Genomic DNA, 11,621 nt, shown 5'->3' on the forward strand with positions numbered 1-11,621 from the left:
TTTGATATACATATTTGGGGAAAAACCTAATTTTAAGCAGAATTTACCGTCCGAACATAATAAGATATCTCCTCATAAAAAAATAAAGAGACGCTTAATAAACGTCCCTTTACCTTAAAAACTTCTTATTGTTCTTCATACCATGGGTAGTGGTACATACCTTCACGATCAGTCCGTTCATAAGTGTGGGCCCCAAAGTAGTCACGTTGAGCTTGAATCATGTTAGCTGGTAATACAGCTGAACGGTATTGATCATAATACGTAATAGCTGCTGCAAAAGCTGGGCTAGCCACCCCAGCTTTAATTGACAAGGCTGCCACATCACGAACTGCCGCTTGGTATTTAGCTGCAATATCCTTGAAGTAATCATCTAACAAGAGATTTTGTAATTCGTTATCTTTGTCAAAGGCATCCGTAATCTTTTGTAAGAATTGAGCTCGGATAATGCAACCTTCACGCCAAATTTCGGCTAATTGACCAAATTGTAAATTCCATTCGTAGTTAGCAGACGCTACTCGTAATTGTTCGAACCCTTGTGCATAAGACATAATCTTACTGAAGTAAAGGGCTTGACGAATCTTTTCAACCAAGTCCTTCTTGTCGGCATCCGATAATTGGAAGTCTGGACCTGCTAATACTTGGCTAGCTTGTACCCGTTCATCCTTGAAAGTTGAGATGTAACGAGCGTAAACTGATTCAGTAATTAATGATTGTGGCACCCCTAATTCAAGTGCAGATTGTGATGACCACTTACCAGTTCCTTTGTTACCAGCCCGGTCTAATATCATATCCACAATCGGCTTGTCTGAACCTAAATCATCCTTACGAGTTAAGATATCTGCAGTGATATCAATCAAATAAGAACTCAATTCGCCTTGTTTCCATTCTTGGAAAATGTCAGAAATTTCTTCCACAGATAAACCTAAAACATTCCGTAATAAGTTGTAACTTTCAGAAATTAATTCCATATCACCATACTCGATTCCGTTGTGAACCATCTTGACATAATGACCAGCACCGTTAGGCCCAATGTAGGTTACACATGGCTTGCCATCTTCTGCCTTAGCAGAAATTTGTTCTAAAATTGGCGCTACCAAATCATAGGCATCTTTTTGACCACCTGGCATTAAGGAAGGACCTTGGAGGGCGCCCAGTTCCCCACCGGAAACACCCATCCCGATAAAGTTAATACCAGAGTTGTCTAAGGCTTTATTACGACGAATCGTATCTTCAAAGTAGGTATTTCCGCCATCAATTAAGACATCACCTTGGTCCAACAATGGCACTAATTTTTCGATAAAGGCATCGGTTGGTGCCCCAGCCTTAACCATCAATAAGATTCGACGTGGCTTTTCGAGCGAGTTAACAAAGTCTTCTAAAGTGTAGCTAGGTACCAACTTCTTATCAGCGTGGTCTTGCATCACTTGTTCCGTCTTAGCAGCGGTCCGGTTGAAAATTGCAACAGTATATCCTCTGCTTTCAATGTTTAAGGCCAGGTTTTTACCCATCACGGCCATTCCAATAACCCCAATTTGTGGTTTATCCATGTGCATTTGCCTCCTGCGTATTAAGTAGTCTTTAGACTCAAATTTAATTATAATATTGCCATAGTTTCAAGTAAAGCCTTATTTGAGCACAACTTCTGGCGCGGTCCCCTCATTAACCGTTGTGGGCGTGATGACCACTTCTTTAATATCATCACGACTTGGTGTTTCAAACATCACATCACGCATGGTATCTTCGATGATAGAACGTAAACCACGGGCCCCCGTATTACGGGCCAAAGCTAAGCTAGCCATAGCTTCTAAGGCCGCTGGTTCAAAGGTTAATTCCACATCATCTAAGGCGAGTAACTTCTTGTATTGCTTAACCAGAGCATTGCGTGGCTCAGTTAGAATCCGTACCAAGTCAGCCTCTGTTAACTTTTCTAAAGCTGTTAAAATTGGTAAACGTCCAATAAATTCGGGAATTAAACCAAACTTCAACAAGTCTTCCGAAATGATTTGTTGCATAATACTTTTAGACTCATCAAATTCTTGCTTATTATCAGTCCCAAAACCAATGGTCTTTTCTCCTAAACGGTTCTTAACCATGGTTTCAATGCCATCAAATGCTCCCCCCACAATAAACAAAATATTAGTGGTGTCGATTTGAATAAATTCTTGTTGGGGGTGCTTTCTTCCACCTTGAGGCGGTACATTAGCAATAGTACCTTCCAAGATTTTTAATAGAGCTTGCTGAACCCCTTCACCAGAAACATCCCGAGTTATAGACACATTTTCGCTTTTTTTAGCAATTTTATCGATTTCATCGATATAAATGATTCCCCGTTGGGCACGTTCCACATCATAATCGGCATTTTGTAAAAGCTTCAAAAGGATGTTTTCCACATCTTCTCCGACATAGCCTGCTTCGGTCAAAGTCGTAGCATCAGCAATGGCAAAAGGCACATTTAAAATTTTGGCCATACTCTGAGCTAAGAAGGTCTTCCCAGAACCTGTTGGCCCGACTAAACAAATATTACTTTTTTGCAATTCAGTTTCATCATCACTGGTTAAGTTAGCATTGATACGCTTATAGTGATTGTAAACCGCTACAGCCAAAGTTTTTTTGGCTTCATCTTGCCCAATCACATATTGGTTCAAAGTATCTACAATTTCTTTGGGTGTTGGCACTTCGCTCATAGATGGGGTTGCTTTTTCTTGACTTTCTGTTTCAAGCATGGACTGAGCTAAGTCCACACATTCGTTACAAATGTAAACTCCAGGACCGGAAATCATACTTTTGACTTGATCTTCAGTTTTACCACAAAAGGAGCATACTACTGCTTCTTGTTCATCTGGATTGTCGTACATATTCTTACCACCTTATATCTTCTTGTATGTTAAGCATATTCTAACAAATATTTGTCACATTGCCTAATAAAAAGCTTGCTTAACTTAAAAAATCACAGCAGGACAGCCCCGCTGTGATTTTTAGGGAAGAATTTTATTCTTCGTCCTTCTTACGAGTTTGCTTTGCTGAGTCAGCAATCTTTTCAACCACTTTACGCACAGCAATATCGTGTTGAAGCATGTCGTCTGATAATGCAGAGCGAACTGCAGCTTCTTCCATACCAAATTGACCAGCTAAGTTCTTGATTTCAGCTGCAATTTCTTCTTCGCTAGCCACGATACCTTCAGCCTTCACGATAGCTTCTAAAACAAGGTTAGTTTTAACGCGCTTTTCTGCACCATCTTCGAATTGTTTGTGTAGGTCATCTTCAGTTGTACCAGTTAATTGGTAGTACATTTCTGGTGAGATACCTTGTTGTTGCATACCAGCTAGGTATTGTTCCATTTGACGGTGTACGTCTTCATGAATCATAGCTTCTGGAATTTCAGCAATTGTAGCATTTTCCACTGCCAATTCAACCGCTTCATCTTGAATTGCAGTTTTAGCGGCAGCAACTTTTTGTTTCTTCAATTCATCAGTGATCTTAGTCTTTAATTCTTCTAAAGTGTCAACATCTTCGTCGGCATCCTTAGCAAATTCGTCGTCTAATTCAGGTAATTCTTTAGTCTTAACTTCGTGAACAGTTACTTCAAAGACTGCGTCCTTACCAGCTAAATCTTCAGCTTGGTAATCTTCTGGGAAAGTAACGTTAACATCGAAAGTTTCGCCTGCCTTGTGGCCTACGATTTGGTCTTCAAAGCCAGGGATAAAGGAACCAGAACCCAATTCAAGTGAGTAGTTTTCGCTCTTACCACCATCAAAAGCTACACCATCAACCTTACCTTCAAAGTCAATCACCACTGTGTCACCATTTTCAGCTGCAGCATCTTCTTTAAGTACTAATTCAGCTAACTGATTACGACGTTTTTCCAATTCTGCTTCAACATCAGCTTTAGAAACACGAGTGTTTTGACGGTAAACTTCTAAGTCCATGTATTGACCTAGAGTAACTTCTGGTTCAACTGTCACCTTAGCAGTTAAAACCCAAGCTGCATCTTTTTCCATTGATTCAACATCAATACGAGGTTGGTCAACTGGTTTAATATCAGCTTCAGCAACAGCCGCAGCGTAAGCTTCTGGTAAAACTGCATTCAAAGCATCTTCGTATAAAGCTTCTTCACCGTACATCCGATTGAAAACTTGACGTGAAACTTTACCTTTACGGAAGCCAGGTACGTTTAAGTTCTTCTTCACCCGGTTGAACGCAATATCCAAACCTTCCTTGATTTTTTCTGGTTGCACTTCGAAAGTTAATTGACCTTCATTAGTGCCTTCTTGTTTTTCCCATTTAGTAGACATTATGTTTCCTCCATTAAAATTGTATTTTTACAATCTTAGTAATTGCATACTATTTAATTTTAACCTAGAAAAGCCCTTTTGTAAATATTTGCAGTTCTATTTTTACATCTTTCAACCACTTTTATTTTGGAAGGCAAAATAAAAAAGCCCGTAAAACGGACTTTTTTAAACAACTATTAGTCGTCGATTTCTGAAACCACACCGGCACCAACAGTACGGCCACCTTCACGAACAGTGAACTTAAGACCTTTTTCGATGGCAACTGGGGCAATCAATTCAACAGTGAATGTAACGTTATCCCCTGGCATAACCATTTCAACGCCTTCTGGTAATTCGATAACACCAGTAACGTCAGTTGTGTGGAAGTAGAATTGTGGACGGTAGTTTGAGAAGAATGGAGTGTGACGACCACCTTCGTCCTTAGATAAGACGTAGACTTCACCCTTGAACTTCTTGTGAGTTTGGATTGAGCCTGGCTTAGCTAAAACTTGACCACGTTCGATTTGATCACGGTCAACACCACGAAGTAAGGCACCGATGTTGTCACCGGCTTCACCCTTATCAAGAGTCTTACGGAACATTTCAACACCTGTAACAGTTGTCTTCAATACTTCGTCCTTAAGACCAACGATTTCAACTTCTTCACCGACTTCGATAGTACCACGGTCGATACGACCAGAAGCAACAGTACCACGACCAGTGATAGTAAATACGTCTTCGACAGGCATCAAGAATGGCTTGTCAGTTGGACGTTCTGGAGTTGGGATGTATTCGTCAACGATGTCCATTAATTCTTGAATCTTAGCCTTTGCATCAGCATCGTCTTCCAATGCTTTCAAAGCAGAACCACGAACAACAGGAATGTCATCACCAGGGAAATCGTATTCTGATAATAAGTCACGAACTTCCATTTCAACTAAGTCTAACAATTCTTCATCGTCAACTAAGTCGCACTTGTTTAAGAACACAACGATGTATTCAACACCAACTTGACGAGCCAATAAGATGTGTTCACGAGTTTGTGGCATAGGACCATCAGTTGCGGCTACAACCAAGATTGCACCATCCATTTGAGCGGCACCAGTGATCATGTTCTTAACGTAGTCAGCGTGTCCTGGAGCATCGATGTGAGCGTAGTGACGAGTTTCTGTTTCATATTCAACGTGAGCAGTGTTGATAGTGATACCACGTTCACGTTCTTCTGGAGCAGCGTCAATAGAAGCGTAGTCAGATGCTTCAGCCAAACCTTTTTCAGATAACACCTTAGTGATAGCTGCAGTTAATGTAGTTTTACCGTGGTCAACGTGGCCAATAGTACCAATGTTAACGTGGGGTTTTGTTCTTTCGTAATGTTCTTTTGCCATTAAAACGAACCTCCTGATATTTTGCAAGAATAACCTGCAATTAAATTGCCGATAATTCTTTGATTTTATTATACTACTTTCCTAGCTAAATTCCAACAAAATTGTTTAGAGAAATTTATTACTAAGTAAGTTTTCCTTGAATTATTATATAGACCTTCGCTCCTTTTGTAAACAGAAAAAGCTTCTTTTTTTGAAAAAATTTATTTTTCCCACTCTGTAAGTGTTTTCTCAAGTAAAAGTGCTAGTTTCAAGTCACTTTCCATCTGAATTTTTTCTTCCTCGGGCAACAGAATCGCGAGGGCTTTTTCGGCCTGGTCTAACCAAGTAATTTTTTGCTGCACAATTTCGGGCCACAGCAATAACAACTTAAGATTTAAAATTTGCCAAAGATAGTTCTGACCTTTTTGACTAAGCCTACTTTGAATTTGCTGGGCTAAAGCTTGATAATCAGAAATTCCCTCCAACATAGGGAGTTCTGCCGGTAGCAGCTCACTTTCGCCGCCCGTCACGGTTAAAAATTTAACTGATTGCTTACTTTGCAGTTCAACCAAGCTACGTAAAATCTCAATCCGGATTAAGGTAGCCACGTTGCAATCGCTAAGTGCACCTTTTGTTGCTTCAATAAATTCGCTCCCTGTTAATTTTTGCGCAGCTTGTAAACTTGCACGTTGTTCAAAGATATCTTCCGCTCCCAAATATTGTAGTTGCTTCATCACTGTAGTATGTTGACTTTGATAGGATGCAGAAAATTCACCCCGACTTCGAGCCACTGTTTTTTGCCACATACTTTCTTCAGTAGCTGTTAAATAAGGTTTAAGACTAGCGAATAAAATATCTAACCAAAGATTCCGTTGGGCAGCGACTGCCACCTTCAAAAAGCGTGGCAAAAACTCATTATCCGCCAAATAATCCTGTAGGCGTTCTTGACTAATTTCAAAGGCCTGGGCATACTCTTGAGCCAAATAAAGACTCTCCATCAACTGGTAGTTATGGCGAAAACTGGGCTTCTTAGCATAGAGTTCCGCATATAATTGACTGGCTTGTAGATAATTTTGGGCTTTCAAAGCTGCCTGGGCTCGAGCGTTCAATCCATCCATTTTTTCCTCCAATTTAAAATAGCTCCTGAGTTAGGAGCTACTTACTTTAAACCCGCTTATTAACACTTCGGTTGGGCTTAACTTGTTTATTTTTATCTTTGGCTGATTTTTTCATACTTTTTTTGCTAGCTTTTATCTTGGAATTTTTCTTACTTTCCAAGTTATTCTTGCTATTTTTCTTGCCAAAGTTACGGTACTGGTTAATTTCCATAATGACTGGCAAGATTACTGGACGCCGTTTAGTTTGTTCATATAAGAACCGGTTCAATTGCTCACGTACATCCTGCTTTAAGTGAGACCAATCAAATTCCTTGTTATCTAAATTAGATTGCACAGCTTTTTTGACAATTTCACTGGCTTCCGTCATTAGATCACGACTAGTTTTCACATAAACAAAGCCTCTTGAAGTCAATTTAGGTGTATCAACAATCTTCTTTTTGCGTCGATCGATGGTTACCACAGCCACAAAAATTCCATCTTCTGAAAGAATCTTCCGGTCCCGTAAAACAATATTACCAATATCACCGACCCCAATTCCGTCAATCATTGTATCCCCGACTTCAACGGAAGAAGCGACTAACATCTTGCCATTAGTATATTCGGCCACATCTCCCTTGTTTAGGAGAAAAACATTTTCGGCTGGAATTCCCAATTCTTGAGCGTGACGACCATTAGCCGCCATCAAACGATATTCCCCTTGAATTGGAAAGACATATTCTGGCTTCAACAAGTTCATCAGTAACTGTAAATCATTACGACTAGCGTGACCAGAAGTATTGAATTCTTCGGAAATCGAACGCACATCGGCCCCAGAGCGGTAAATTAAGTCCCGTGTTCGAGCCATGGCGGTATCCATGGCATGCGATGGCGTGGTCGTAATCAAAACTTGGTCGCCTTCATGTAAGTTGACATAACGGTGACGACCCAAAGCCATTTTCTGTAAAGATTTGAGTGGTTCACCCGAACGACCAGTCTCCAAGATTACCAATTCATCATCCGCGTAGTCATCAATCTTATTAATATCAATCAATAAATCATCGCTTGGCAAAGTTAGTTTCTTTCTTTGCATAGCTGTACGCACAATCTTTTCGATATCATGCCCGGTTAAAGCCACCTTACGTTCATTTTCCGCAGCTGCATTTAAAATTTGTTGCACCCGCAAAATATTGGAAGCGACACAGGCGACTACGATTCGTCCTGGACGGTATTCGAAAGTTTCACTAATGAAATTGTAAACTTCTTGTTCATTAGCAATTTCGGTCGGGTTATCAGCGTTGGCAGAATCAGACAAAAGCGCTAACACGCCTTCTTGACCAATTTGGGCTAAGCGCCCTAAGTCAGTTTGGTAACCCTTTGCCGCAGTTTGGTCAAACTTAAAGTCACCAGTGTAAACAATGTTACCTTCGTCTGTCTTCAAAACAATCCCTAAGGATTCAGGAATCGAATGGCTCGTCTTAAAGAAAGAAACAATCACATCACCAAATTCAATCTCAGTTTCCGCATTAATCACATGAAAATCTCCGAACTTCTTAGTTAGTCCTTCATTTTCACAGTAAATTTTGGCCAAAGCTAAAGTTAATTCAGAACCAAAGACTGGAACGTTAAACTCTGAAACAAAGTATGGTAAGGCCCCAATAGCATCGGCGTGGCCGTGCGTTAAGAAAACCCCGACAATACGACGTTTATTTTGCTTCAAGTATTCAAAATCAGGAATCACAATATCAATCCCTAAAAGTTCGTTTTCAGGGTATTTTAACCCGCAATCTAAGATGAAAATTCGGTCGTCAATTTCGACGGCATACATGTTCTTGGCGTTTTCTCGCACCCCGCCAAGTGGGACAATTTTTATTGTGCTCATTTTACTTCCTCTTATAATCCTAAGTCAAGCATCAACTTTTGTGCTTGTTCATCCGTCAAATCTACTAAAGGCAAACGTGTTTTCCCCACTGGTATTTCCAATCGATTTAAGACTGCTTTTACCGGTGTTGGTGACGGATATGAGAAAAGCAACTTCATTTTCGGTGTTAATTGCCGCATTAAACGCGCCGCTACCTCATTTTCCCTTGCGGCATAAGCTGCATACATTTGCACCATTTCAGAGCCATATATATGACTCGCCACGGAAATGATTCCTTGTGCACCAATCGCCGCTGCTGCTAAACTTTCTGCATCTTCACCCGAGTAAACAAGAAAATCTGCTGGCGTTTCTTCTACCAACAAGGCTAAATCCTCTACCCCTGTACAACTCTTAATCCCCGCGATTCGAGGATGCTTGGCCAAAGTAACGACCGTTTCAACTTCCATCTTAACTCCAGTCCGACCAGGAATATTATAAATAAAGACTGGCAAGTTACTTGCATCAGCTACTGCAGTAAAATGAGCTAACATGCCGGCTTGGTTAGGTTTATTGTAGTAAGGTACCACAACTAAAACTGCGTCAACCCCAGAAATTTGACTTACTTCATGGGTAAATTCGAGCGTTTGCGCCGTAGCATTACTCCCCGTTCCAACCATCACCGGAACCCGTCCTGCAACGTACTTGACCGTTGCTTCAATCAAAGCTATCTTTTCAGCGTGACTTAAGGTGGGGCCTTCACCTGTTGTCCCATTAACTAAGATTCCTTGACTGCCTGTGGCAATCAAATAATTAATTAATTTTTCTAATCGGGAAAAACTCACCTGATTATCATCATCAAATGGCGTTACCATTGCGGTAACGACCTTGGCTTGTGTAAAATCCATATTATCAACCTTTCCTCATGGGAATACTTTAAAAGTCCCCTTAAACAAAGAAGCATTAAATCAACTTCCCGTCATTTTGACGGTAATGAGCGAGTAATTGAAGAAACCTTCTAATCGTTTGTGTGACCTTTCAAAGCACCCTATTTTTTAACTGTTACATTGAGTATTAATTATATCATAGTTTGGCTGATTTTTCGATTTTATCACAAAAAAAGAGGAACCTTCCCTAAAGGAAAGTCCCTCCCAGTGAATTAACGACGTAAGCCTAAGCTCTTAATTAATTCACGGTAACGTTGTACGTCAGTCTTACGTAAGTAAGCTAACAAGTTACGACGGTGACCGATTTTCTTCATCAAACCACGTTGTGAAGCGTGGTCTTTCTTGTGTTGACGAATGTGTTCGTTCAACTTGTTGATATCTGCAGTCAAGACAGCGATTTGAACTTCAGCTGAACCTGTGTCGCCTTCGTGACGTGCGTATTTTTGCATAATTTCTGTTTTAGTCATGTTTTCCATTATGGGAAATCCACCTTTCAAATAAATAATTGCCATCAACCGGGTAAAACGTCGGTGTCGTCGTTAAACTAAGTTAATGGTTTGTATTTTTAATACCAGTTTAGTGTAACGTTTTTCCACTTTAAATGCAAGAACTTTTTTATACAATTACTGTCAAGGAAATTTTCTTGACAGTTCCCGAATTTTTTTATTGCAATGTTTGCGGGCCTCTTGTATAATGATTTATGTTGAAATTATGTGAGACCGAAAATGGAATCATAACTTGGAGGTGAAATTAATGCCAATCATCAAATCAGCTATCGAACGTGTACGCACAAACGAAAAAGCTAACGCTAAGAATTCTGCTCAATTAAGCAAAATGCGTACTGCTATCAAGAAATTCGAAAAAGCTAAAACTGCAGGTGCCGACAACGTTGAAGAATTATTCAACCAAGCCGTATCAGCTGTTGATAAAGCACAATCAAAAGGTTTAATCAAGGCTAACAAGGCTGCTCGTGACAAGTCACGCATGGCTGCTCGCTTAGCTAAATAATAAGCTTAAAAATCCCTTGCCGTTGGGCAAGGGATTTTTTATGCGCTTTGCTTTTGATTGGTGTATTTTAATAAGAACAGTTGGAATAGTAATTCTGGATCTTGATTAGTTGATTTCAACTGTTCTTCAATACCAACTAAACCTAAATAAGCCCGTTTTAAATCTCCTACTCGAAAGTAGCGAAGTTTTTTTAAGGCAAGACTAACCCGATATGGGTGGACTTTTAAGGAAGAAGCAATACTACCTTGGTCATAATTACTCCGCTTTAAAACGGCCGTCTGCAGTAATAGTCGAAATTGTCCCAATAAAATTGCATTAATTTTGAGCGGTTCTTCCTTTTGTAAAAGCAAATCATGATATAGAGTCAAAGCATCTTGTAGGCGCTTTTGCAAGACAAATTCTACCAAGTCAAAGACAGTTTGCTCGAGAGAGCGGCTGACCATCCGTTCAACTTGATCCTGGGTGATAAGCTTATCGTCCTGGGCTAACAAGAATAATTTAGGCAACTCGGCCATAATCAAAGATAATTTAGCATCAGTTCTTTCTAAGAGACTTTGAAAAGCGACCGGTTGCATCTGATAACCAGCTTGCATTAATTCATTATCCAAATAGTTCCGTACTTCATTTTCTTGTAAAGGATTAACATCAATCAAGACAGCTTGCTTTTTTAAAACCTTAGTAACCTTTTTACGCTCATCTAATTTCGCATAAGGTGCCATAATGACTAGAGTTGTGGTCTCTTCTGGTTGTTGTAAGTACTTGACTAAACTGTCAATATCTTGTTCAAAAGGAACCTTTTTATTTTCCCCGGTCAAAAAATAAGGTCGGTTAATAAAGACGAGCCGGCGTTCCCCAAAAAAAGGAATGGACATGGCATCGTTGACTGCCTCAGAAAGCGGTGTAACTTCCATGTCGTATTGACCGATATTTAAATCTTGTTCTTCTTCCGGGATAGTCTGCATTAATAGTTGATAGGCCCTTTGCGCCAAGTATTCTTCTTGGCCTAAGATTAAATACACCGGTGCCAAGGAACCTTTTGGCAACACTGATGCTAATTCCCAAACTTTCATCAAAAGCC

General features: G+C 40.1%; 10 protein-coding genes. 1 reads left to right on the forward strand and 9 read right to left on the reverse strand.

Going from position 1 to position 11,621, the window contains the following annotated elements:
• Positions 1 to 125: 125 nt before the first annotated feature.
• The 8 genes from gnd to rpsO all read right to left on the reverse strand — a co-directional run bounded on the left by gnd (position 126) and on the right by rpsO (position 10,011).
• Positions 126 to 1,547, reverse strand: a complete 1,422-nt coding sequence (gene gnd, locus FC36_RS00225) for an NADP-dependent phosphogluconate dehydrogenase (RefSeq protein WP_025020263.1) — start codon at positions 1,545 to 1,547, stop codon at positions 126 to 128.
• Between the two features lie 78 nt (positions 1,548 to 1,625).
• The gene (gene clpX, locus FC36_RS00230) at positions 1,626 to 2,855 is read right to left on the reverse strand and encodes an ATP-dependent Clp protease ATP-binding subunit ClpX (RefSeq protein ID WP_025020262.1); all 1,230 of its coding nucleotides are present in this window, start codon (positions 2,853 to 2,855) and stop codon (positions 1,626 to 1,628) included.
• 133 nt (positions 2,856 to 2,988) lie between these two features.
• Positions 2,989 to 4,293: a trigger factor gene (gene tig, locus FC36_RS00235; RefSeq protein ID WP_025020261.1), complete on the reverse strand. Its 1,305-nt coding sequence runs from the start codon at positions 4,291 to 4,293 to the stop codon at positions 2,989 to 2,991.
• 176 nt (positions 4,294 to 4,469) lie between these two features.
• Positions 4,470 to 5,657: an elongation factor Tu gene (gene tuf / locus FC36_RS00240; RefSeq protein ID WP_023858891.1), complete on the reverse strand. Its 1,188-nt coding sequence runs from the start codon at positions 5,655 to 5,657 to the stop codon at positions 4,470 to 4,472.
• A 200-nt stretch (positions 5,658 to 5,857) separates the two neighbouring features.
• A complete protein-coding gene (locus FC36_RS00245; RefSeq protein ID WP_025020260.1) occupies positions 5,858 to 6,754 on the reverse strand; it encodes a hypothetical protein in 897 nt (298 codons plus the stop codon).
• A 46-nt stretch (positions 6,755 to 6,800) separates the two neighbouring features.
• On the reverse strand, positions 6,801 to 8,612 hold the full coding sequence (locus tag FC36_RS00250) for a ribonuclease J (RefSeq protein ID WP_023858893.1): 1,812 nt from the start codon (positions 8,610 to 8,612) through the stop codon (positions 6,801 to 6,803).
• Between the two features lie 11 nt (positions 8,613 to 8,623).
• Positions 8,624 to 9,496, reverse strand: coding sequence for a 4-hydroxy-tetrahydrodipicolinate synthase (dapA, locus tag FC36_RS00255; RefSeq protein WP_023858894.1), 873 nt, complete (start codon positions 9,494 to 9,496; stop codon positions 8,624 to 8,626).
• A 251-nt stretch (positions 9,497 to 9,747) separates the two neighbouring features.
• Positions 9,748 to 10,011 (reverse strand): 30S ribosomal protein S15, encoded by a 264-nt coding sequence (gene rpsO / locus FC36_RS00260; protein ID WP_023858895.1) that lies wholly within the window; start codon positions 10,009 to 10,011, stop codon positions 9,748 to 9,750.
• Positions 10,012 to 10,288: 277 nt separating this feature from the next.
• Here rpsO and rpsT point away from each other — a divergent pair, with 277 nt between their 5' ends.
• Positions 10,289 to 10,543 carry a 30S ribosomal protein S20 gene (gene rpsT, locus FC36_RS00265; protein WP_023858896.1) on the forward strand — a complete coding sequence of 85 codons (255 nt, stop codon included), beginning with the start codon at positions 10,289 to 10,291 and terminating at the stop codon, positions 10,541 to 10,543.
• A gap of 38 nt (positions 10,544 to 10,581) precedes the next feature.
• Here rpsT and holA read toward each other — a convergent pair whose 3' ends face one another.
• Positions 10,582 to 11,613, reverse strand: coding sequence for a DNA polymerase III subunit delta (holA, locus tag FC36_RS00270; protein WP_023858897.1), 1,032 nt, complete (start codon positions 11,611 to 11,613; stop codon positions 10,582 to 10,584).
• Positions 11,614 to 11,621: the final 8 nt, after the last annotated feature.

The organism is Ligilactobacillus equi DSM 15833 = JCM 10991 (genome assembly GCF_001435735.1).
GTDB lineage: Bacteria > Bacillota > Bacilli > Lactobacillales > Lactobacillaceae > Ligilactobacillus > Ligilactobacillus equi.